The organism is Azospira sp. I09 (genome assembly GCF_009177135.1).
In the GTDB taxonomy this organism is placed as follows: domain Bacteria; phylum Pseudomonadota; class Gammaproteobacteria; order Burkholderiales; family Rhodocyclaceae; genus Azospira; species Azospira oryzae.
In genome coordinates, this window is the sequence record NZ_AP021844.1 from 391,905 (window position 1) to 413,793 (window position 21,889).

Here is a 21,889-nt window from a genome sequence, read left to right on the forward strand (position 1 = left end):
CTTACCGGCTCATCTTGCCGGCGGCTTCGAGAGCCTGGTAGTTGGCGGCGATGCTGTAGGCCGATTCGACAGCGGCCTTGACCACCGCCTTGCGGCCGTCGGTCAGGTCCCGTTTCACCCCCCAGGCGCTGAGGCCGGTGAGCAGGACCATGCCGATGACGGACATGACCAGCAGCAAGACGAGCTTGGTCTTGAGCGAGAGTTTCGCAAACATGGATTTCCCCCAGGGTGTAGGTTTTTTGTCTATTACTTTTGGCTAATGTGGCTAAATACTGCACCTGTCCGTAGGGGAATGACAAGTGCCCGCCAAAGTCCGCGACAGGCGCGGAATTCCAGGGGGTGGGGGTGGCTGCTGTCAGCCAGGTGTCAGATTCAGCCGCGGCCGGCGCGCTTGACGGCTTCCAGATAGGCTTCCGGGTCCAGCTGGTTGCCCGCCTGCTGGGCATGCCAGACGGCTTCGCCCAGGCATTCGAGCAGCCGGTGCTTGGCGGCGTGGGGATCGTCCAGGCGCCGGGCCAGGGCGTGGAAGGCTTCCCGGATGCCCCGGGGATGGTCGATGGAAATCTGCTCCTCCACCGCCAGATGCAGGGAGAGGTGCAGGAAGGGATTCATCTGCCCTTCCTCCGGCGTCCATTCCTGGCTCAGGGCCCGCTCCACGTCGGCCAGCAGGGCGTGGTATTCGGGATGCAGGCGGATCAGGTCCACGGCGATGGTTTCGGCGCCCACCAGGGGCAGGCCTTGCCGGTCTTTTTGCCAGGCGTCGCAGAAGAAGCGGCGCACCTGGTCGCGGCTGGGATTGAACATGGCTTAAATCTCGGAAAAGAGGGCGGTGACGACGCTGTTGTGCAGCAGCCGTCCGCCGTTGCTGGGGGCGATCTGGCCGCTGCCGTAGAGGCCCAGCAGGGGCACGCCGGGGAAGCGTTCGGTGAAGACCAGCAGGTCCCGGTCCTCGCCGCCGTAGAAATAGGGGCCGCGGCCGATGCAGGAGAACATCAGGCCCAGGCTGGGCCGGGGCAGCTCATCGCCCAGGGCCACCAGGGTGTCGCGCATTTCCTGTTCCGCCGCCAGGGGCTGGCGCACCGCCCAGGCCAGGGACTGGCCCGGCACCAGCTTGTCGGCCAGGGTGACGACACCTTCCGGGCCGGTGTCGATCACCGGCAGCAGGCGGCAGTAAGTGCCCTCGGGACGGTCCAGGGCATGGCCCGGTTCCGCCACCACGGCGGTGACGTGGTGCAGCAGGCGCCGCTCCCGTTGTTCCAGGGGCAGGGCCCGCAGCAGGGAATCCAGGGCGGTCTGCTGGCCCAGGGTATGCAGGTCGTGTCCCCGCACCTCCACCACCGGCGCCGGTTCGGTGAGCAGGCGCAGGCCGCAGGAGAGGGCGACGCTGGCCTGGCTGCCGGCGATGGCCAGGGACAGGCGGTGGTCGGCGCAGGGGCGGCCCTGCTGCCACAGCGGCCCGGGTTCGCTGGCCAGGGCGTCCAGGTGCAGGGCGCCGAAGCGCTGGCTGCCCGGGGTCGCCCATTCCGGCGGCAGGCTGGAGGCGGAGGCGAGGGAGAGCAGGGGCGCGGCGCCGGGACGGCCCGGCACCAGGGACAGGGGGCCGGCGAAAACCATGGCCGCAGCGGCGGGCCGGTCCAGCACCCAGCCTTCCTCGGTGAACAGGCCGGCGGCCACGCTGCCGGCCACCTGGGTGCAGGCGGCGGCACGGCTGGCGGCGAGCAGGGCCGGTTGCACCTGGCGGGAGAAGTCCTGGGTCAGGTAGAGCAGCACGCTGTTGGCGTGGCTGGCGCCGGCGGCAAGGAGTTTGTCCAGGGCCTGGCGCACCGCGTCCTCCGCCAGGCGGGGCAGGGGATCGTTGCCGGAAACCAGGGCGGTGGCGACAGTCATGGCAGTGCCTCGGGAGGGGCTACAGGTGGGCGGGTTCGGAACAGGTCTTGCCCGGATATTCGCACAGATCGGCGATGACGCAGCGTTCGCATTCGGGCTTGCGCGCCTTGCACACGTAGCGGCCGTGCAGGATCAGCCAGTGGTGGGCATCCAGCCGGTATTCCGGCGGCGTGGTCTTGAGCAGCTTTTCCTCCACCGCCAGCACCGTCTTGCCCGGGGCCAGGCGGGTGCGGTTGCAGATGCGGAAGATGTGGGTGTCCACGGCGATGGTGGGTTCGCCGAAGGCGGTGTTGAGCACCACGTTGGCGGTCTTGCGGCCGACGCCGGGCAGGGCCTCCAGGGCCTCCCGGTCCCGCGGCACCTGGCCGCCGTGCTGTTCCAGCAGGATGCGGCAGGTGGCGATGGTGTTCTTGGCCTTGGTGCGGAAGAGGCCGATGGTCTTGATGTAGTCCATCAGCCCTTCCTCCCCCAGGGCCAGCATGGCGGCCGGCGTCGGGGCGGCGGGGAAGAGCTTGCGGGTGGCCTTGTTCACGCCCACGTCGGTGGCCTGGGCCGAGAGCAGCACGGCGATCAGCAGCTGGAACGGGGTCTCGTATTCCAGCTCGGTGCGGGGCGCCGGGTTGGCGGCTTGGAGCCGGGCGAAAATCTGGGCCCGCTTGGCGGCATTCATGGTCTTGGGCTTGGCTGGAGGTTTGTTTTAGCCACAGAGATCACAGAGAGTGACTTGCCTCGTGATTGAGGCCGGTGGCTGGATTCAATTTTTATCTGACCGGAAAAGCAAGCCGGACGCCATTTTCAGCCGCACCTGGGTGGAGAGTGGCGTCCCTATTGCCTCCCAGGCCAAGCGTCCACATCTTTCTCGGTGTCCTCTGTGCCCTCTGTGGCAAGGGGTTTTCAATGGCAGCCGGCTTCCGCCACCGGCGCCGGCGGAGCCTTCTGCTGGCGGGCGGCGGCCCGGGCTTCGATCCAGTTCTTCCAGGCGATCAGGCAGCCCAGCAGGATGAAGGCGCCGGGGGGCAGGATGGCCAGCAGCAGGCCCGGGTAGTCCTTGGGCAGCAGCTGCAGGGGCTGCAGGCCGGGGAAGACCATGTCGATGCCGGAGAACAGGGTGCCGGCGCCGATCAGCTCCCGCAGGCCGCCGAGGAGGCCCAGGGTCCACAGCATGCCGACGCCCATGAAGACGCCGTCGGCGGTGGCCTGCAGGGGCGGGTTCTTGGCGGCGTAGGCTTCCACCCGGGCCAGCACGATGCAGTTGGTGACGATGAGGGGAATGAAAATGCCCAGTACCAGGTACAGCTCGTGCAGGTTGGCGTTGAAGAGCAGGTCCACCACTGTCACCAGGGCGGCGACGACCAGGATGAAGACCGGGATGCGGATTTCGTGGGGGATGAAATTGCGCAGGCTGGCGATGGCCACGCCGGAGAGGGCCATGACGATGATGGTGGCCAGGGACAGCATGACGCCGTTCACCAGGTTGGTGGTCACGGCCAGCAGGGGGCACAGGCCCAGGATCTGCACCAGGCTGGTGTTCTGCTTCCAGATGCCGTTGCCGGCGATCTGCTTGAATTCCTCGCGGGTGATCATGGTCGGCCTCGCTTATTTCCGGTCCGCTGCGTTCTTGTCGGCCGCGGCGAACAGTTCGTCCCGGTGGGCGTCCACGTAGGCGACGGCTTTCTTCACCGCCTTGACCACGGCCCGGGGCGTTACGGTGGCGCCGGCGTTGGAATCGAAATGGCCGCCGTCCTTCTTCACCTTCCACTCCTTCTCCGCCAGGGTGGCGAGGGAGAGGCCGTTGAACTGGGTGATCCAGGGCCGTTCCTTGTTCCTGTCCTTCTTCGGCTCCACGTAGTCGCCCAGGCCCGGGGTTTCCTTGTGCTGGGTGACGCGCACGCCGGCCACCCGGCCGTCGGCCTGCACCGCCAGGATCAGGCGGATCTTGCCGGCATAGCCGTCCGGCGCCACGGCTTCCAGCACCAGGGCCGCCGGAGCGCCGCCCATGCGGGCGCGGAAGACGGTGGAAGGTTCTTCCAGCCCCAGTTCCGGGGTGGGGGCCAGGGCCAGGGTGTCGTGCAGCAGGTCGTTGTCGTAGCTGGCGGTGGGCAGCACTTCGTTCACCAGCTTCATCTTCTCTTCCGTGGCCGAGGCCTGGATGGCCGGCAGGGTCCACTGGTAGGCGCCCGCCAGGAGGCCGGTGAAGACGATGACGAAGACGAACAGGATGACGGCGGTGCGCGCCGCCATGGTGCCGGCCGTGGGTTCCTTTACCGTCACCATGTCATTGGTCCTTCATGCCGAAGACCTTCGGCTGGGTGTACATGTCGATCAGGGGCACGCAGATGTTCATGATCAGCACGGCGAAGGCGATGCCGTCCGGATAGCCGCCGAAGACGCGGATGATGTAGGCCAGCAGGCCGACGCCGGCGGCGAAGATGAGCTTGCCCCGGGGCGTGGTGGCGCCGGATACCGGGTCGGTGGCGATGAAGAAGGCCCCCAGCATGGCGCCGCCCCCCAGCAGGTGGAAGACAGGATTGGCGAAGCCGGCGGGCTGCCACAGCCACAGCAGGCCGGCGAGGAGGCCCATGGCGCCGAGGAAGGCGGTGGGGATGTGCCAGGTGATGACCTTGCGCCAGATGAGGAAGAGGCCGCCGGCCAGATAGCAGAGGGCGATCACCGCCTGGGCGTTGCCTGCCAGGAAGGGCAGGGGCCCGCTGTGGCCTTCGTCGGCGCGCAGGGCGGTCTTCAACGCATCCAGCGGGGTGGCGCTGGTCATGCCGTCCAGGCGCGGTGCCAGGCCGAAGATCCAGTCCAGCTGCTGGGCCGGCGCCAGGTGGGAGCCGGGGCCGGGCCACTGGGACATGAGGGCCGGGAAGGAGACGATGCACACGGCGAAGGCGATCATGGCCGGGTTGAAGGGGTTCTGCCCGAGGCCGCCGTAGAGGTGCTTGGCGACGACGATGGCGAACAGCACGCCGACCACGGTGAGCCACCAGGGCGCCACCGGCGGGAAGGTGAGGGCCACCAGCCAGGCCGTGACCACGGCCGAGCCGTCGCCGAGGAAGAGGGCCAGGGGCTTGTCCCGCAGGCGCAGCATGGCGGCCTCGGCGGCCAGGGCGGTGAGGGTGGCGATGGCGATCTGGGCCAGGATGCCCGCGCCGATGAGCAGGGCGTAGGCGACAATGCCCGGCACCAGGGCCAGCAGCACCTGGGTCATGACCCGGCGCACCGAGGTGTCCTTGAGCAGGTAGGGGGAGGTGGAGAATTCCATGACCGGGGCGTCAGTTCTTGGGGGTTTGGCCGTCGTCCGCCGGAGCGGCCGGGGCGGCCTCGGCGGGATGGGCTTCGGGGTGGGCCAGTTCGGTCTTGGCGATGTCCCGCAGGCGGGCGCGGCGGGCCTCGATGTCGGCCACTTCCTGCTGCTGGGCGGGGGCCAGGTCGTCCGTATTCTGGGGCTGGGCCTGGGCGCGCTGGGCCTTGGCCCGCTCCATGGCGGCGGCGATGGCAGCTTTCTTGGCAGCTGCGGCGGCCTCTTCCGGACTCTGGGCGGCCGGCGTTGCAGTGGCTTCGGCCGGGGTGCCGCCTTCGGCAGCAGCGGCAGCGGCGGCTTCGGCGGCCTTCTTGGCGGCCTGGGCAGCGGCGGCCTTGGCCAGCTTCTCGGCCTTTTCCTGCTTTTCCCGCTCGTCCCGGAGCTGCTTGAATTCGAAACGGGTCTTGGCGCCGTCGGCCGCCTTCTTGTCCCGTTCCCGGGCCCAGATCTCGCTCTTGGCGAAACGGAAGTACTGCACCAGGGGAATGCGGGAAGGGCAGACGAAGGAGCAGCAGCCGCACTCGATGCAGTCGAAGATGTTGTATTCCTGGGTCTTGCCGAAATTCTTGGCGCGGGCGAACCAGTACATCTCGAAGGGCTGCAGTTCGTGGGGGCAGACCTGGGCGCAGGAGCCGCAGCGGATGCAGGGCATCTCCGGCGCCTTGGGCGGGAACAGGGCCGGCGAATGGGCGATCAGGCAGTTGGTGGCCTTGACCACCGGCGCCTTGGCCTCGGGCACCAGGAAGCCCATCATGGGGCCGCCCATGATGATGCCGTCGGTGTCCGCCTTGGGGCCGGCGATGGCCAGCAGTTCGTCCATGGGGGTGCCGATCAGCACCTCGTAGTTGCGCGGCTCGGCCACGTTGCCGGTGAGGGTCACCAGGCGGGAGATGACCGGCTCGCCGTGGCCCAGGGCGCGCCAGGCGGTGTAGGCGGTGGCCACGTTGAAGCACTGCACGCCCATGTCGGTGGAGCGCTTGTTGGCGGGCACTTCCTTGCCGGTGAGGACGCGGATCAGCTGCTTGGCGCCGCCGGCCGGGTACAGGGTGGGCACGCTGACGACCTGGAAGTCCTCGCCCGCGGCCTGCACGGCCTGGGCCATGGCGGCGGCGGCTTCCGGCTTGTTGTCCTCGATGCCGATGAGGACCCTCTTCGGCTGCAGCAGGTCGCGGAAGATGGCGATGCCCTTGACCACCTCGGTCGCCCGTTCCCGCATCAGCAGGTCGTCGCAGGTGATGTAGGGCTCGCATTCGGCGCCGTTGATCACCAGCTCTTCCATGGGCACGCTGCGGGACGCCTGGGTTTTGGCGTGGGAGGGGAACACGGCCCCGCCCAGACCCACCACGCCCATGTCACGCAGCAGTTCGCGCACCTGTTCCGGGGTCAGGGTTTTGTAGTCGACGCTCTGCCGCTCGATCCAGCGGTCCTCGCCGTCCGGCTCGATGACGACGCAGTCGGTGAGCAGGCCGGAGGGGTGGGCGGCGGCGTACATGCCCACTTCCCGCACGGTGCCGGAGGTGGGGGCGTGCACGGCGGCGGAGATCCAGCCGTCGGCCTCGCCGATCATCTGGCCCTTCAGCACCCTGTCGCCCACCTGCACCAGGGGCCGGGGCGTGCCGCCGATGCTCTGGTGCAGGGGCACGGCCACCACGGAGGGCAGGGGCGCCTTGGCGATGGGCAGGGTGACGGACTGGGCCTTGTTGGTGGCCGGCTTGACGCCTCCCTTGAACTTGAACAGCTGCATCAGGCCCATGGCTTAGGCGACCCTCTTCAATTCGACGACCGGGTATTTCCACTTCCACGTATCCACCGTTTCCTGGATCGGCTCCATGGTGATGCATTCCACCGGGCAGGGCGGCAGGCACAGCTCGCAGCCGGTGCACAGGGATTCGACGATGGTGTGCATCTGCTTGGCGGCGCCGACGATGGCATCCACCGGGCAGGCCTGGATGCACAGGGTGCAGCCGATGCAGGTGTTCTCGTCGATGAGGGCCACCTGGGGCGGCTTCTCCACCCCGTCCAGGGGCTTGGCTTCCCGGCCCAGCAGGTCGGCCAGCTTGCCCACCCCCTCGGCACCGCCGGGGGGGCACAGGTTGATGTCGGCCTCGCCCTTGGCGATGGCTTCGGCGTAGGGCTTGCAGCCCGGGTAGCCGCACTGGCCGCACTGGGTCTGGGGCAGGATGGCCTCGATCTTGTCCACCAGGGGATCGCCGTCCACCTTGAACTTGACCGAGGCAAAGCCCAGGGCGGCGCCCAGGACGACGGCCCCCAGGGCCATGATGGCGATGGCGATGAGCATTATTGGTACTTGTCCAGGCCGGAGAAGCCCATGAAGGCCAGGCTCATGAGGCCGGCGGTGACCATGGCGATGGCGACGCCGCGGAAGTGAACCGGCACGTCAGCCCCCTCGATGCGCTCCCGGATGCCGGCGAAGAGCACCAGCACCAGGGAGAAGCCGACGGCGGAGCCCATGCCGAAGAGCAGGGACTCGACGAAATCGTAGTGGTTGGCCACGTTGAGCAGGGGCACGCCGAGCACGGCGCAGTTGGTGGTGATCAGGGGCAGGTAGATGCCCAGCACCTGGTGCAGCACCGGGCTGGTCTTCTGGATCACCATTTCGGTCAGCTGCACGATGGCGGCGATGGTGACGATGAAGGAGAGGGTGCGCAGATACTCCAGGCCGAAAGGCATCAGGAGGTAATGGTCGATGATGTAGCTGGCCCCGGTGGCCACGGTCAGCACGAAAGTGGTGGCGGCCCCCATGCCGAAGGCGGTTTCCAGTTTCTTGGAAACGCCCATGAAGGGGCAGAGGCCGAGGATTTTCACCAGCACCACGTTGTTCACCAACACGGCGCCGATGACGATGAAGAGATAGTGGCTGATCATGGTCGGATTTTCAGGGGCGGTGCATTATCCCGCCGAACAACGTAAGGGGCAACCTTGGCGGCCCTGGGGGCATTGCCCGCCGGGCCGCCCCGGAGGGCTCAGCGGCCCATCCGGCAGAGGGTTTCCGCTGCCTCCCGGACCAGGTCCGGCCCCCGGTAGATGAAGCCGGAATAGATCTGCACCAGCTTGGCGCCGGCCTCGATCTTTTCCGCCGCATCGGCACCGGAGAGGATGCCGCCGACGCCGATGATGGGCACCTCGCCCTGCAGGGCGCTGGCCAGCTTGCGGATCACCTGGGTGGACAGGTCCCTCACCGGGGCACCGGAGAGGCCGCCAGCCTCGTTGCCGTAGCGGCAGCCTTCGACGCCGTTGCGGGAAAGGGTTGTGTTGGTGGCGATGACCCCGTCCATGCGGTGCTGGCGCAGCAGGTCGGCGATGGCCTGGATCTGGGCGTCGTCCAGATCCGGGGCGATCTTCAGGGCCAGGGGGGTGTGCTTGCCGTGCTTTTCCGCCAGGCGGGCCTGGGCCGCCTTCAGCTGGCGCAGCAGGTCGTCCAGGGCGTCATCCCGCTGCAGGTCGCGCAGGTTCTTGGTGTTGGGGCTGGAGATATTGACCGTGACGTAGCTGGCGGCGGCATACACCTTCTCCAGGCAGATCAGGTAGTCGTCGGCGGCTTTTTCGATGGGGGTGTCGAAGTTCTTGCCGATGTTGATGCCGAGGATGCCGCCGCACTTGGGGAACTGGGCCAGGGCCACGTTCTGCAGCAGGTGGTCCACCCCCTCGTTGTTGAAGCCCATGCGGTTGATGATGGCCTGCTTCTCCTCGATACGGAACAGGCGGGGCTTGGGGTTGCCCGGCTGGGGCCGGGGCGTGACGGTGCCCACTTCGAGGAAGCCGAAACCCATGGCGGCCATGCCGTCGATGCATTCGCCGTTCTTGTCCAGGCCGGCGGCCAGGCCCACCGGGTTGGGGAAACGGAGGCCCATGACCTCCACTGGGCATTCCGGCGCCTTCTTGCCCATGAGGCAGGACAGACCGGCAGCGTGGAGGGCGGCCAGGCCATTGAGGCCGATGCCGTGGGCCTTCTCCGCATCCAGGGAGAAGAAGATTTTGCGGGCGAGTGAATAGAGCATGGGCGCGATTTTACCGCAATGCACCATGGACCGGTCTTGCGGCATATGACTAAAGGTAAGGGCGCAGTTTTACCACACCCCGAGAAGCATTCCTATCTGCGAGATTGAATTGCGTATCGTAAAACGCTATCCGTACGGCATTGAGGGGGCTGCGTCAGCCCAATTGGCGCGGTGTTCAGGGCGAAAGGGCGGAGACGGCGTCCATGCTGCCTGAATAAAGCGCCTGCGGCTCGGCTGGGATGGGGTGGATACGGCTTTTCGTGCAGGTTTTTCCGTTCTACAATAAGAATAATTCTTATTCGTTTCTTTCCTTTGCCATGAGCGCCGTCATTTCCCAATCCGATCTGGCCGTGGCCGCCCTCTACCGGGAGCACGGCGGGTGGCTGCGTTCCTGGCTGCGGCACAAGCTGGGTTGCGCCGAGAGCGCCGCCGATCTGGCCCAGGACACCTTCTGCCGCATCCTGCGGCGGGAAAACCTGGAGGGGCTGCGGGAACCCCGGGCCTACCTGACCACGGTGGCCCACGGTCTGGTGGTGGACCACTGGCGGCGCCTGGAGATCGAACGGGCCTACCTGGAAGCCCTGGCCTGGCAGCCCGAGGCCCTGGCTCCGTCGCCGGAGGAGCGGGCCCTGGTGCTGGAGGCCCTGCTGGAAATCGAGGCCCTGCTCGCGGCCCTGCCGGAAAAGGTGCGCCAGGCCTTCCTCCTGGCCCAGCTCGATGGCATGGGCTACCGGGAGATCGGCGAGCGCCTGGGCGTTTCCGAGCGCATGGTGAAGAAGTACATGGCCCGGGCCATGCTCCACTGCCTGTTGGCCGGATGCGCCGCTTGAGCGCCCGGGCCGGCATCCAGGCCACCGACTACCAGGTGCTGCAGGCGGCGGCTGAATGGTTTGCCGTGCTCCACGACCCGGGCGTCAGCGCCGCCGAACGGCAGCGCTGGCAGGCCTGGCTCGAAGCCCGGGAGGATCATCGCCGGGCCTGGCAGCAGGTGGAGGCGGTAAGCCGCAGTTTTGCCAGCCTGCCCCGTGCCGGCCAGTCCGGCGAAGCGGCCCGGCTGGCGGTGGAGGCGGGCAGCCGCCAGCGCCGCATGCAGCGGCGCCAGGCTATGAAGGCCCTTGTGCTGTTCGCCGCCGTCGGCGGCATGGCCTGGGGCGGTCGCCGCCTGGGGCTGTGGCCCGGCGAAACGGCAGATTTCGAGACGGCCCGGGGCGAAACCCGGGAAGTGCAATTGGCCGACGGTACCCGGGTCTGGCTCAACACCGACAGCGCCATCAGCGTGCGCTTCCAGGCTGGCGAGCGCCGCCTGGGCCTGCTGCGCGGCGAAGTGCTGGTGGAAACGGGAAAGGGCGAGCCGGGCGTGGACGACGGAGCGGCGCTCCGGCCCCTGCGTCTGGCTACGCCGGAAGGCCTGTTGCGGCCCCTGGGTACCCGCTTTTTGGTGCGCCGGGACGAAGGCGCCGGGTCCGGCGAATCCCTGGCGGTGTTCGCCGGGGCGGTGGAAATCACGCCCCATGACCAGCCCGGGGCCCGGCAGGTAATCGCCGCCGGCCAGGAAGTGCGCTACGACCGGAATGGCGTCGCCACCCCGGTACCGGCCCAGGCGGCGCGCCAGGCCTGGAGCCGGGGCATGCTGGTGGCCGATGACACGCGCCTGGGCGACTTCCTCGCCGAACTGTCCCGCTACCGCAGCGGCCACCTGGGCTGGGACCCGGCGGTGGCCGAGCTGCGCCTGGTGGGCGCCTTCCCCCTGGGAGATACGGACCGCATCCTGGCCAGCCTGGAGGAAAGCCTGCCCCTGCGGGTGCGCCGCACCCTGCCCTGGTGGGTCAGCGTGGAGCCCCGCTGAGGTTCCTCCGGCGCCGTTCACTCCGGCCTCCTGGCGCAGATAAGGAGCAGTTTTGGGCAGGCGCCTGAAATTTTTTTCCTCCCCGGTTCCCTTTTTCGTTTCCCCCTCGGCAATGCAGATGAGCCCCCTGCGGCGCACATCTTTCACGCATTGATAGAGGTTTCCCCATGTCCTTCGCCCTGCCTTCCCGCCGGCCCCTGGTGCTGGCCCTGCAACTGGCCTTCGTCGCCGCCCCCCTGCTGACGCCCGCCCTGATGCCGGCGGCCCAGGCCCAGGCGGCGGCGCGCAGCTACAGCATCCCGGCCGGCACCCTGAGCCGGGTCCTCAGCCAGTTCGCCGCCGAGGCCGGGGTGCTTCTATCCGTTGATGCCGCCCTCACCGAAGGCAAGCAGAGCAGCGGTCTTCAGGGCAGCTACGGTGTCGCCCAGGGGCTGGAGCGCATCCTGGCCGGCAGCGGCCTGGAAGCGGTGCCCCAGAACAGCGGCGGCTATACCCTGCGCCGCCTGCCCGCCGGCAGCGGCAAGGAGGCGGCCCTGGCCACGGTGGCCGTCACCGCCAACAGCGCCGGCCAGCCCGGCCAGCAGCCCAAACCTTATGCCGGCGGCCAGATGGCCCGGGGCAGCCGGGTCGGCCTGCTGGGGGATCTGGACATGATGGACACCCCCTTCGCCACCGCCGCCTACACCTCCCAGCTGATGCAGGACCAGGCCGCCAAGAGCGTGGCCGACGTGGTGGCCAACGATCCTGCGGTGCGGGTCTATCGCGGCTACGGCAACTATGCCGAGGCCTATACCGTGCGCGGCCTGCCCCTCTACGCCGACGACCTGGGCTTCAATGGCCTCTACGGCCTGCTGCCGCGGCAGTACGTGGCGGTGGAAATGCTGGAACGGGTGGAGGTGTTCCGCGGCGCCAACGCCTTCCTCAATGGCATGGCCTCCGGCAACTCCGGCATGGGTGGCAGCATCAACCTGGTGCCCAAGCGGGCCGGCGAGCTGCCGGTGACCCAGGTGACCGGCACCCTGCACGGCGATTCCCTCTTCGGCGGCCATGTGGATATCGGCCGCCGCTTCGGTCCGGACCAGTCCGTGGGCGTGCGGGTCAATGCCCTGAGCCGGGACGGCGAGGGCTCCATCGACCGGGAAAAGCGCAGCCTGGACATGCTGGCCGTGGGCCTGGATTTTCGCGGCGACAAGCTGCGCCTCTCCGCCGATTTCGGCTACCAGAAGAGCAAGATCCGCCAGGGCCGGCCCAATGTGCAGGTAGCTGCCGGTGTGGCCGTGCCCACGGCCCCGGATGCCAGCCGCAACTTCGCGCCGTCCTGGAGCTATTCCGACACCGAGGACACCTTCGCCGCCGTGCGCGGTGAGTACGACCTGAACCAGGACTGGACCGCCTACGCCGCCTACGGCGTGCGCTACAACAAGGAACTGGGTATCTACGCCACGCCGACGGTGAACAGCAGCAACGGCAACGCCACCATTTCCCGCTTCGAAGTGCCCCACGAGGAAGACGTGTCCACCGGGGAGGCCGGCCTGCGCGGCAAGTTCTCCACCGGCGGCGTCAGCCACCGGGTCAGCCTTTCCGCCAGCCGCACCAACCTGGTGGGGCGCAATGCCTGGGCCATGTCCTGGCCGGCCCAGAACACCAACATCTACAACCCGGTGGACCTGGCCAAGCCCGGCCTGGCCTTCTTCGGTGGCGATCTCAACAACCCCCAGCGCACCGCCGACACCCGCCTCTCCAGCATCGCCGTGGCCGACACCCTGGGCTTCCTGCAGGACAAGGTGCTGCTGACCCTGGGCGCCCGCCAGCAGAAGGCCCTGGTGGGCAACTATGCCTACGGCAGCGGGGTGCAGAGTTCGGTGTACGACGTTTCCGTCACCACCCCCTCCGCCGGCCTGGTGGTGAAGGCGGCCGACAATCTCTCCCTCTACGCCAACTACATCGAAGGCCTGCTGCAGGGTGGCGTCGCTCCCACCGGCACCGCCAACCAGGGCCAGGCCCTGGCGCCTTTCCGCTCGAAGCAGAAGGAAGTGGGGGCCAAGGCCGACTTCGGCCGCATCGCCGCCAGCGCCGCCCTGTTCGAGGTGAACCAGCTGAGCGCCGCCACCAATCCGGGCACCAACGTCTATGAAGTCAGCGGCGAGCAGGTGAACCGGGGCCTGGAACTGAGCCTCTTCGGCGAAGCCAGCCGCAACCTGCGCCTCATCGGCGGCATCACGGTCATGGATGCCAAGCTGGAACAGGCCGCCAGCGCCGCCAACGTGGGCAAGCAGGCCATCGGGGTGGCCAGATTCCTGGCCAACCTGAGCGGCGAGTACGACGTGCCCGGCGTGCCCGGCCTGGCGGTGGTGGGGCGCATGGTGCATACCGGCAAGCAGTACCTGGATACGGCCAACACCCAGGAAGTGCCGGCCTGGACCCGCTTCGACGCCGGTGTGCGCTACGGCTTCCAGGCCGGCAGCCAGGCCGTGGTGCTGCGGGCCAACATCGAGAACCTGGCGGACAAGAACTACTGGGCTTCCGCCACCGGCGGCTACCTGACCCTGGGCGCCCCCCGCACCCTGACCCTCTCCGCCACGGTGGATTTCTAAGGGCTTTCCATGCGGCGTTTCTGTTCCCTGCTGCACCGCTGGGTCGGCCTGGCCATGGCCCTGTTCCTGGTCGTGGCCGGCCTCACCGGGGCCGTCATCTCCTGGGACCACGAACTGGATGAATGGCTCAACGACCACCTGTTCGAGGCCGTCACCCCGGGGCAGCCCCTGCCGCCCCTGGAAGTGGTGCGGCGGGTGGAGGCGGCGGACCCGCGCATCCAGGTCACCTTCCTGCCTCTGCAGTTGGAGCCGGGGCACAACCTGCAACTGGGCGTGCGGCCCCGGCTCGATCCGGCCACCGGCAAGCTTTTCGCGCCGGGCTACAACCAGGTCTTTGCCGACCCGGTGAGCGGCGAAATCCGGGGGCGGCGGGAGTGGGGCGGCCTTTCCCTGTCCCGGGAAAACCTGCTGCCCTTTCTCTACAAGCTGCACTACAGCCTGCACATCCCCGACTTCGGCGGCAAAAACCGCTGGGGCTACTGGTTCATGGGAGGCGTCGCCCTGCTCTGGCTGCTGGACTGTTTCGTCGCCGTGGTGCTGACCCTGCCGGCAGGTCGCCGCAAAGGCAGGCTGGATGCGCCTGTCGGGGCAGGACAGGCCGAACGCCGCTCCTGGTGGGCACGCTGGAGCACCTCCTGGAAAATCCGCCGCGGCGCCGGCGCCTACAAGTTCAACTTCGACCTGCACCGGGCCGGCAGCCTGTGGACCTGGAGCCTGCTGTTCCTCCTGGCCCTGTCCTCCGTCTCCCTCAACCTCTACCAGGAAGTGTTCCGCCCGGTGCTGGCCGCCGTCTCCACCCTGACGCCGGACCCCTTCACCCAGCGTCCCATGCGTCCCCTGGAGCAGCCCATCGCCCCCCGCCTCAGCTACACCGAAGCGATCGCCGCGGCCGAGACGGCGGCCCGGGCCCGGGGCTGGACGGAGCCTGCCGGCAGCCTCTTCTACACCCTGCAATACGGCATCTACGGCGTCCAGTTCAACGCACCCGGGGACGACTTCGGCAACATGAAGGTCAAATCTCTCTACCTGGACGGCCAGGACGGCCGCATCCTGGGCGAGCGGGTGCCCTGGCAGGGCACGGCGGCGGATGTCTTCGTGCAACTCCAGTTCCCCGTCCACTCAGGCCGCATCCTGGGCCTGCCCGGGCGCATCCTCATTTCCCTGATGGGCCTGGCGGTGGCCGCGCTGTCGGCGACTGGGGTCTATGTGTGGTGGAGAAAGCGGCAGGGCCGGCGGCGCCGGGAATTGCAGCAGGAGGTGCCAGTGCTGGGGTCTGCCTGAAGGATCAGGGCTGGGGGCCTGGCTCCGTCTGGGCGGCGGCGAGCGCCTCCAGCTCCTGCCATTCCCCGTCCACCAGCCCTTCCAGGGGCTTGAAGCGGATCTTGTAGGCCATCTTGCGGCTGGCGCCGATCCAGTAGCCCAGGTACAGATGGGGCAGGCCCAGTTCCCGGCACTGCTGGATCTGCCACAGGATGTTGTAGGTGCCGTAGCTGGCGCCGGGCACGTCCGGGTCGTAGAAGGTGTAGACGGAGGAGAGGCCGTCGGTGAGCACGTCGATGACGCTGACCATGCGCACGGCGCCGCTGCCGGGTTCGAGGAACTCCACCAGCCGGGTGTCCACCCGGCTTTGCAGCAGGAAGTGGGCGTACTGCTCGTGGCTGTCCTGGTCCATGCCGCCGCCGGCGTGGCGGTTGGCCTGGTAGCGCTGGTACAGCTCGTAGTGGCTGGCGGCAAATTCCAGGGGCACTTCCCGGGCCACCAGGTTTTCGTGCTGGCGGGCCACCCGCCGCTGGGTCCGGTCCGGGGCGAAGCGCTGCACCGGGATGCGCGCCGGCACGCAGGCACGGCAGGCATCGCACCAGGGACGGTAGGTGAACACGCCGCTGCGGCGGAAGCCGGCCCGCACCAGCTCGCTGTAGATTTCCGTGTTGATCAGGTGGGTGGGCGTGGCCACCTGGGAGCGGGCCTGCTGCTCCGGCAGGTAGCTGCAGCCGTAGGGCGAGGTGGCGTAGAACTGCAGCAGGGAAAAGGGCAGGGACGAGTCGTTGAGTTGGGACATGTCGGTCAGGCTGCGCTATGCCACAGGTGGCTTGCATCTGCCGCCGGCCAGGGGCCGGGGGCGGGCCCCGCGGCCACCAGGGCGTCGAGGCGGGCGATGAAATCGTCCCGGGGGATTTCCCGGGCGCCGAGGGAGGCCAGGTGGGCGGTGTGCATCTGGCAATCTACCATGCCGAATCCGAGCCTTTCCAGGTAACGGGCGAGATGGGCGACGGCGATCTTGGAGGCGTCGCTGCGCCAGGAGAACATGGATTCGCCGTAGAACATGCGTCCCAGGGCGATGCCGTAGAGGCCGCCGACCAGTTCGCCATCCACCCAGGTTTCGACCGAATGGGCCAGCCCGAGTTCATGCAGGCGGCGGTAGGCGGCCTGCATCTCCGGCACGATCCAGGTGCCGTGCTGGCCCCGCCGCGGCGTCTGGGCGCAGGCGGCGATGACCCGGGCGAAGGCCGTGTCCAGGCGCACCTCGTAGCCGCCCCGGCGCAGGGTCCGGCCGAGGGAACGGGAAACCTTGAATTCGGCGGGGAACAGCACCATGCGCGGGTCCGGGCTCCACCACAGGATCGGCTCCCCGGGCGAATACCAGGGGAAGATGCCGCGCCGGTAGGCCGCCAGCAGGCGTTCCGGCGCCAGGTCGCCGCCCACGGCCAGCAGGCCGTTGGGCTCGCTGAGGGCGGTGGCGAGGGGCGGGAACTCGTGGGCGGCGGTGAGCCAGGGCAGCATGGGTGCTTTCAGCCGGAGGCAAGGTGGAAGGGCGGGCCGGGGTGGGGCTCATTATAATGTGGCCCTTGCCCCGGGCCAGCGCCCGGGAAAATTCTGCGAGACCTCCATGTATTCTGCCCGTCGTACCTGCCTTGGCGCCCTCCTGGGGGCCGCTTCCCTGCTGCTTTGCGGCTGCGTCACCCTGGACCGGACGGAGGCGCCGGCAGCGGCTGCGACGGCGGTGGGCCATCCGCCGCCCAAGGTGGTGCTGGCCCTGGGGGGCGGCGCCGCCCGGGGCTTTGCCCATGTGGGGGTGATCAAGACCCTGGAATCCCACGGCATCGTGCCGGACATGGTGATCGGCACCAGCGCCGGCTCCGTCGTCGGCGCCCTCTATGCCGCCGGCTATTCCGGCTACGAATTGCAGAAGCTGGCCATGAAGCTGGACGAATCGGCCATCACCGACTGGTCCCTGGCGGATCGGGGTGTGCTCAAGGGCGAGGCCCTGCAGAAGTTCATCAACGAGGCGGTGAAGCAGCAGCCCATGGAAAAGCTGAAGAAGCCCTTCGCCGCCGTCGCCACCGATCTCAAGAGCGGCGAGGCGGTGACCTTCCGCAGCGGCAACACGGGCATGGCGGTGCGGGCCTCCAGCAGCGTGCCCGGCGTTTTCCAGCCGGTCACCATCAACGGCCGCGAGTACGTGGACGGCGGCCTGGTCAGCCCGGTGCCGGTGCGGGCCGCCCGGGCCATGGGCGGCGAGGTGGTGATCGCCGTGGATATTTCCAGCAAGCCGAAGAACGGCAAGGTTTCCGGCCTCATGGAGGTGCTGCTGCAGACCTTCGCCATCATGGGCAGCCACCTGGGCCAGGCGGAGATGAAGGAGGCCGACGTCGTCATCCGCCCCGATATTCCGGGTATCGGCTCCACCGACTTCAAGTCCCGCAACGACGCCATCCTGGAAGGGGAACGGGCGGCCCAGGCGGCCCTGCCCCTGATCCGCGCCAAGCTGGGCATCCGGTGAGCACCGTGGCCGCCGAGGAGAACGTCACCTGCGCCACCTGCCGGGCCTGCTGCTGCAAGCTGGAGGTGATGCTGCTGGGGGGCGACGACGAGGTGCCCGAAGCCCTGACCCGGCAGGACCCCTGGGGCGGCTGGATCATGCACCGCCTGGAGGACGGCTGGTGCGCTGCCCTGGATCGCCGCACCATGCTGTGCACCATCTACGAGCAGCGTCCCTTCATCTGCCGCGACTACCAGGCGGGGGATTACGACTGCCTGGAGCAGCGGGCCGCCGGCCTGCCGGCCTGATCCAAGGCCGGCCTCAGACCAGGGCGGAGGGCCGTTCCGGGGCGGCCAGGGCCACCACGCTGCCGATGACCAGCAGGGTCGGCGGCTTGATGCCGTGGCGCTGGGCCGTCGCCGCCAGGGTGGCCAGGGTGCAGGTGTGGAGCCGCTGTTCCGGCCAGGTGGCGCGATAGACCAGGGCCGCCGGCATTTCCGGGGCCAGGCCGGCGCCCTGCAGGCCGGCGGCGATGCGTTCCAGGCCGTGGATGCCCATGTAGATCACCAGGGTCTGGTTGGGCTGGGCCAGGGCCTGCCAGTTCAGTTCCAGGGCCTGGTCCTTGAGGTGGCCGGTGACGAAGACGCAGCTCTGGGCATGGTCCCGGTGGGTCAGGGGAAAGCCGAAACTGGCGCCGGCCCCCAGGGCGGCGGTGATGCCGGGCACGATTTCCACCGGCACCGCCTGTTGCAGTAGCACGTCCATCTCCTCGCCGCCGCGGCCGAAAACGAAGGGATCGCCGCCCTTGAGGCGCACCACCCGCTTGCCGGCCCGGGCCTTCTCCAGCAGCAGCTGGCAGATGTTCTCCTGGGGCAGGGTGTGGTTGCCGGCGGATTTGCCGACGTAGATGCGCTCCGCCGTCGCCGGGGCGAAATCGACGATGCCCGGGCCCACCAGATTGTCGTAGACCAGCACTTCCGCCGTCTGCAGGCGCCGCCAGGCGCGCAGGGTCAGCAGTTCCGCATCGCCAGGGCCGGCCCCCACCAGGGAGACGCTGCCCGGCGCCTGTTCCGACCAGACCCGGCTCACAGGCCGGGCCCCTGGTGGAAAACCAGATCGTCCACGGGGCGGCCATGCTTCAGGTGCTCCTCGACGATGCGCTCCAGGTTGTCGGCGGTGACGTTGTAGTACCAGGTGCCGTCGGGCTGCACGCACATCACCGGGCCGCCCTTGCAGGCGGCGAAGCAATTGACGCGGGAACGCTTGACCCGCAGCTCGCCCTCGGTGAGGCCGGCCGCCTTGAGCTTGTCGCCCAGGGAGTCGAAGAGGGCCTGGCCCTCGCCGTTCTGGGTGCAGCGGGGACCGGTGCACACCAGCAGGTGGCGGCGGTAGTCGCCGATGCGGGGCTTGCTGACTTCGCTCATGCTTCCGCCTCGGCTTCGGTTTCGTCCGCCGCTTCCGGGCCTGCGGCCAGGGCGGCGGCGATGTAGTCCTCCGGCAGGCGGTATTCCACGGCCAGTTCGGCGGCGCTCTTGCCGCTGTCGCGGATGGCTTCCAGCCAGCCGTTGAGGCCGGTGGAAAGGGAGCGGCCAGCCTGTTCGCCGCCCTTGGTGGAGCGTTCACCCTCGGCCACGTCGTACTTGTTGGCATAGCCCCGGGGGGTGACCATCAGGCCATCCCGGATGAAGGTGTTGGAGTTGCCGATGAGCACGGTGGACAGCATGCCGATGTCGGCCTCGGCCATTTTCTCCAGGGTGGTGAATTCCAGCCGCTGCTTGGGGCGGAAGGCGCTCTTGACGATGGCCACCGGGGTCTCGGGATCGCGGTGGCGCAGGAAAATGCGCTGGGCTTCCTGGATCTGGCGGGTGCGGCGGCCGCTCTTGGGGTTGTACAGGGCCACCACGAAATCGGCGTAGGCCACCGCATCCAGGCGGCGGGCGATGGTGGGCCAGGGCGTGAGCAGGTCGGAGAGGGAGATGGCGCAGAAGTCGTGGGTCAGGGGCGCGCCCACCAGGGCGGCGCAGGTGTTGAGGGCGGAAGCGCCCGGCACGATTTCCACCTCGATCTCGGAATCGGGTGTCCAGCCGGCCTGGAACAGCACCTCGAAAGTCGGGCCGGCCATGCCGTACACGCCGGCGTCGCCGGAGGAAATCAACGCCACCTTCTTGCCCTGTTTGGCCCGGTCCAGGGCTTCGATGGCCCGGTCCAGCTCTTCGGTCATGGACTTCTTGATCACTTCCTTGCCGTCGATCAGGTCGGCCACCAGGCGCACATAGGTGACGTAGCCGATGATGGTGTCGGCTTCGGCGATGGCGGCCCGGGCGCGGCCGGTCATGTGTTCCACGGCGCCGGGGCCCAGGCCCACCAGCATGATCTTGCCGGTCTTGGCCGGGGCGTTGGTTTGAATGTCGGTCATGAAATCGTTCCTCGGAAATTCAGTGAATGCAGTTGTCGGGCTCAGGGCAGCAGGGCGATGGAAACGGTGGCATTGCGCCCGTCCGGACCCCGCAGCTTGTGTTTTTCGATCAGCAGCCGGCTCATGTCGGTGCCGGCGGCCAGCAGGGCGGCGGCTTCCGACACCGACGGGGTGCCGGTGTACTTGCGCACCGTCTCCGACGGGTTGGGCACGGGCACGGTGGCCAGCACTTCCGGCGGGTAGAAGGTGAGGGTGAGGCCAAAGCGTTCGGCAAAGCCCAGCAGGCCCACCTCGTCCGCCTTCAGGGTGATGCTGGCACCGGCCGCCACCTGTTCCGGGGCGAGGCCGGCGGCGGCCAGGGCTTCCTGCACGGCTTGCGCAATGGTCGCCTCCGGGGTGCCCCGGTCGCAGCCCAGGCCCAGCGCCACTCTGCGGCTGGCCAGGCTCAAGCGCCTTGCTCCACGGGCGGCCGGTAGGTGACCAGTCGGCCTGCCAGGCGGGGCGCCAGTTCTGGCGGTAGTGGGCGGTGGCTGATCCACAGCACGGCGGCGACGCTGTCCAGGTCCACCTCCTCCAGGCGGCTGAACTGCTTGATGTTGGCGGGCACCGGGCCGCTGCGGCCGTTGGCGTGGCGCGGCCACCAGTCGGGGCTGCCGGCTTCCTGCACCAGGGCCACCGGCTCGTCGTTCACCACGGCGGCGCTGGCCTTGACCACCTCGTCGTGGGTTGCCTCGAAGGTCCAGCCCAGCTCCCGGCCCAGCAGGTCCACGCCCAGGGTCTGGCGGGAGTCGGAGGCGGTGGTGAGCACCGGGGTGGCGCCCAGGCTGGCCGCCAGGATGCCGGCCAGGGCGTTGGCGCCGCCCAGGTGGCCTGAGAGCATGGGAATGGCAAAGCGCCCGGCCTCGTCCACCACCACCACCCCCGGGTCCTGTTCCTTGTCCTTGAGGTGGGGGGCGATGAGGCGCACCAGGGCACCGAGGGAGACGATGGCGACGATGCCGTCGAAGTTGGCGAAGAGGGCGGGAATCTGGTCGCCGGTTTTGCCGCTGTAGGTGGTTGCCGCGCCAGGAGTGTTGGCAACTGCAGCTTCCGCCTCGGCCCGGAATTTCTCCGGGGCGAACAGGCGGGCGCCGGGCAGGGCCGCCACCACCTTGCCCGCCAGGGCGATGCCGTGGCGGGTGATGGAGATGACGGCGATTCTCTCGTTGGGGAAGGGGAGGTGTTGGATCATTTTATATTTTAGGTTGGGGTAATGCTTTTCAGGCCGCGACGGTATCGGTCGTACCTTCGCTGGCTACCTTGCGCTTGCGGCAGCCCCGGCGCAGTTCGCCGCGCTGGCGCTTGGGGTTCTGCACCAGCATGAGGGAGAGGTAGTTCACCTTCTCGCCCTTGAGGGAGGCCACGTCGCGCACGATGCGCTCGTCGGGGGAGCCCACCTTCTCGATGAAGCAGCTGGTGGACAGCAGCTCGCGCCGTTCCAGCAGCTCCAGCACCTCATCCACCAGGGGCTTCACCTTGAGCAGCACCAGGGTGTCGAACTCGTCCAGCAGGTGGTCGATGACTTCCACGCCGTAGGCGGCGGGAATCACCGCCAGGGTTTCGTCTTCCTCGGCCAGGGTGGTGCCGGTGGTGGCGGCCGCGGCGGCAAAGGAGGAGACGCCGGGGATGGTCTCCACCTCAACTTCCGGCACCAGTTCCCGCACCACCCGGGCCAGGTGGCCGAAGGTGGCGAAGGTGGAGGCGTCGCCTTCCACCAGGAACACCAGGTCCCGCCCCTCGCCCAGCAGTTCCACGGTACGGGCGGCAGCCCGGGCCCAGGCCTTGGTCAGGATCTCGGCGTCCCGGGTCATGGGGAACACCAGTTCCTCGGCGTCGGCGGGTACTTCCAGGCCGCCCCGGGTGACGATGGAGAGGGCGTAGGAGCTTTCCTCCGCCTTCTTCACCGGATAGAGCCAGCGGGCGTCGCCGTTGAGCACGGCCCAGGCGCGGCGGGTGATGAGGTCGGGGTCGCCGGGACCCAGGGAGGCGCCGATGAGGCGCCCGTATTTCTTGTCGGTCATGGT

The 21,889-nt window shown here is 68.6% G+C and carries 25 protein-coding genes; 6 read left to right on the forward strand and 19 right to left on the reverse strand.

Annotated features, from left to right (window positions below; genetic code table 11):
- Position 1: 1 nt before the first annotated feature.
- From AZSP09_RS20190 to AZSP09_RS01860, 11 genes are all read right to left on the reverse strand, one after another.
- Positions 2-214: a hypothetical protein gene (locus tag AZSP09_RS20190; protein ID WP_232058834.1), complete on the reverse strand. Its 213-nt coding sequence runs from the start codon at positions 212-214 to the stop codon at positions 2-4.
- Between the two features lie 158 nt (positions 215-372).
- Positions 373-804 carry a DUF1841 family protein gene (locus tag AZSP09_RS01815; protein ID WP_152088980.1) on the reverse strand — a complete coding sequence of 144 codons (432 nt, stop codon included), beginning with the start codon at positions 802-804 and terminating at the stop codon, positions 373-375.
- Positions 805-807: 3 nt separating this feature from the next.
- Positions 808-1,887: an FIST C-terminal domain-containing protein gene (locus AZSP09_RS01820; RefSeq protein WP_152088981.1), complete on the reverse strand. Its 1,080-nt coding sequence runs from the start codon at positions 1,885-1,887 to the stop codon at positions 808-810.
- Positions 1,888-1,906: 19 nt separating this feature from the next.
- Positions 1,907-2,557 carry an endonuclease III gene (gene nth, locus AZSP09_RS01825; protein ID WP_152088982.1) on the reverse strand — a complete coding sequence of 217 codons (651 nt, stop codon included), beginning with the start codon at positions 2,555-2,557 and terminating at the stop codon, positions 1,907-1,909.
- Between the two features lie 224 nt (positions 2,558-2,781).
- The gene (gene rsxE / locus AZSP09_RS01830; RefSeq protein WP_014238000.1) at positions 2,782-3,471 is read right to left on the reverse strand and encodes an electron transport complex subunit RsxE; all 690 of its coding nucleotides are present in this window, start codon (positions 3,469-3,471) and stop codon (positions 2,782-2,784) included.
- Between the two features lie 12 nt (positions 3,472-3,483).
- On the reverse strand, positions 3,484-4,161 hold the full coding sequence (rsxG, locus tag AZSP09_RS01835) for an electron transport complex subunit RsxG (protein WP_014237999.1): 678 nt from the start codon (positions 4,159-4,161) through the stop codon (positions 3,484-3,486).
- 1 nt (position 4,162) lies between these two features.
- The gene (locus AZSP09_RS01840) at positions 4,163-5,152 is read right to left on the reverse strand and encodes an RnfABCDGE type electron transport complex subunit D (protein ID WP_152088983.1); all 990 of its coding nucleotides are present in this window, start codon (positions 5,150-5,152) and stop codon (positions 4,163-4,165) included.
- Between the two features lie 10 nt (positions 5,153-5,162).
- Positions 5,163-6,944, reverse strand: coding sequence for an electron transport complex subunit RsxC (gene rsxC / locus AZSP09_RS01845; RefSeq protein ID WP_152088984.1), 1,782 nt, complete (start codon positions 6,942-6,944; stop codon positions 5,163-5,165).
- A 3-nt stretch (positions 6,945-6,947) separates the two neighbouring features.
- A complete protein-coding gene (gene rsxB / locus AZSP09_RS01850) occupies positions 6,948-7,490 on the reverse strand; it encodes an electron transport complex subunit RsxB (protein WP_014237996.1) in 543 nt (180 codons plus the stop codon).
- Positions 7,490-8,074 carry an electron transport complex subunit RsxA gene (gene rsxA, locus AZSP09_RS01855; RefSeq protein WP_130459282.1) on the reverse strand — a complete coding sequence of 195 codons (585 nt, stop codon included), beginning with the start codon at positions 8,072-8,074 and terminating at the stop codon, positions 7,490-7,492. Before rsxA ends, rsxB begins: the two co-directional genes overlap by 1 nt.
- A 101-nt stretch (positions 8,075-8,175) precedes the next feature.
- The gene (locus AZSP09_RS01860) at positions 8,176-9,210 is read right to left on the reverse strand and encodes a quinone-dependent dihydroorotate dehydrogenase (RefSeq protein WP_152088985.1); all 1,035 of its coding nucleotides are present in this window, start codon (positions 9,208-9,210) and stop codon (positions 8,176-8,178) included.
- Positions 9,211-9,527: 317 nt separating this feature from the next.
- Here AZSP09_RS01860 and AZSP09_RS01865 point away from each other — a divergent pair, with 317 nt between their 5' ends.
- From AZSP09_RS01865 to AZSP09_RS01880, 4 genes are all read left to right on the forward strand, one after another.
- Positions 9,528-10,040, forward strand: a complete 513-nt coding sequence (locus tag AZSP09_RS01865) for a sigma-70 family RNA polymerase sigma factor (protein WP_152088986.1) — start codon at positions 9,528-9,530, stop codon at positions 10,038-10,040.
- Positions 10,037-11,056 carry a FecR domain-containing protein gene (locus AZSP09_RS20525; RefSeq protein ID WP_269473824.1) on the forward strand — a complete coding sequence of 340 codons (1,020 nt, stop codon included), beginning with the start codon at positions 10,037-10,039 and terminating at the stop codon, positions 11,054-11,056. The genes AZSP09_RS01865 and AZSP09_RS20525 overlap by 4 nt, the downstream gene beginning before the upstream one ends.
- A 167-nt stretch (positions 11,057-11,223) precedes the next feature.
- The gene (locus tag AZSP09_RS01875; protein WP_152088988.1) at positions 11,224-13,650 is read left to right on the forward strand and encodes a TonB-dependent receptor; all 2,427 of its coding nucleotides are present in this window, start codon (positions 11,224-11,226) and stop codon (positions 13,648-13,650) included.
- 9 nt (positions 13,651-13,659) lie between these two features.
- A complete protein-coding gene (locus AZSP09_RS01880) occupies positions 13,660-14,931 on the forward strand; it encodes a PepSY-associated TM helix domain-containing protein (protein ID WP_152088989.1) in 1,272 nt (423 codons plus the stop codon).
- Between the two features lie 4 nt (positions 14,932-14,935).
- Here AZSP09_RS01880 and AZSP09_RS01885 read toward each other — a convergent pair whose 3' ends face one another.
- Entirely contained in the window at positions 14,936-15,709 is a 774-nt protein-coding gene (locus AZSP09_RS01885; RefSeq protein ID WP_152088990.1) for an arginyltransferase, read from the reverse strand.
- A 5-nt stretch (positions 15,710-15,714) separates the two neighbouring features.
- Complete coding sequence (aat, locus tag AZSP09_RS01890) at positions 15,715-16,431, reverse strand: leucyl/phenylalanyl-tRNA--protein transferase (RefSeq protein ID WP_152088991.1); 717 nt, start codon at positions 16,429-16,431, stop codon at positions 15,715-15,717.
- 106 nt (positions 16,432-16,537) lie between these two features.
- Between aat and AZSP09_RS01895 the strand changes: the two genes are divergently transcribed.
- Complete coding sequence (locus tag AZSP09_RS01895) at positions 16,538-17,431, forward strand: patatin-like phospholipase family protein (RefSeq protein ID WP_152088992.1); 894 nt, start codon at positions 16,538-16,540, stop codon at positions 17,429-17,431.
- Positions 17,428-17,718 carry a YkgJ family cysteine cluster protein gene (locus tag AZSP09_RS01900; protein ID WP_152088993.1) on the forward strand — a complete coding sequence of 97 codons (291 nt, stop codon included), beginning with the start codon at positions 17,428-17,430 and terminating at the stop codon, positions 17,716-17,718. The genes AZSP09_RS01895 and AZSP09_RS01900 overlap by 4 nt, the downstream gene beginning before the upstream one ends.
- Before the next feature lie 13 nt (positions 17,719-17,731).
- On the opposite strand, the gene cobA is transcribed toward AZSP09_RS01900, so the two are convergent.
- The 6 genes from cobA to cobI are packed head-to-tail and all read right to left on the reverse strand — an operon-like array spanning position 17,732 to position 21,886.
- On the reverse strand, positions 17,732-18,499 hold the full coding sequence (cobA, locus tag AZSP09_RS01905; RefSeq protein ID WP_152088994.1) for a uroporphyrinogen-III C-methyltransferase: 768 nt from the start codon (positions 18,497-18,499) through the stop codon (positions 17,732-17,734).
- Entirely contained in the window at positions 18,496-18,834 is a 339-nt protein-coding gene (locus tag AZSP09_RS01910) for a (2Fe-2S) ferredoxin domain-containing protein (protein ID WP_014237984.1), read from the reverse strand. Before AZSP09_RS01910 ends, cobA begins: the two co-directional genes overlap by 4 nt.
- Entirely contained in the window at positions 18,831-19,826 is a 996-nt protein-coding gene (cobJ, locus tag AZSP09_RS01915) for a precorrin-3B C(17)-methyltransferase (RefSeq protein WP_152088995.1), read from the reverse strand. Before cobJ ends, AZSP09_RS01910 begins: the two co-directional genes overlap by 4 nt.
- 41 nt (positions 19,827-19,867) lie before the next feature.
- On the reverse strand, positions 19,868-20,275 hold the full coding sequence (locus AZSP09_RS01920) for a cobalamin biosynthesis protein (RefSeq protein WP_152088996.1): 408 nt from the start codon (positions 20,273-20,275) through the stop codon (positions 19,868-19,870).
- Entirely contained in the window at positions 20,272-21,057 is a 786-nt protein-coding gene (locus tag AZSP09_RS01925) for a cobalamin biosynthesis central domain-containing protein (RefSeq protein WP_152088997.1), read from the reverse strand. Before AZSP09_RS01925 ends, AZSP09_RS01920 begins: the two co-directional genes overlap by 4 nt.
- Positions 21,058-21,085: 28 nt before the next feature.
- Complete coding sequence (gene cobI, locus AZSP09_RS01930) at positions 21,086-21,886, reverse strand: precorrin-2 C(20)-methyltransferase (protein WP_152088998.1); 801 nt, start codon at positions 21,884-21,886, stop codon at positions 21,086-21,088.
- Positions 21,887-21,889 lie beyond the last annotated feature (3 nt).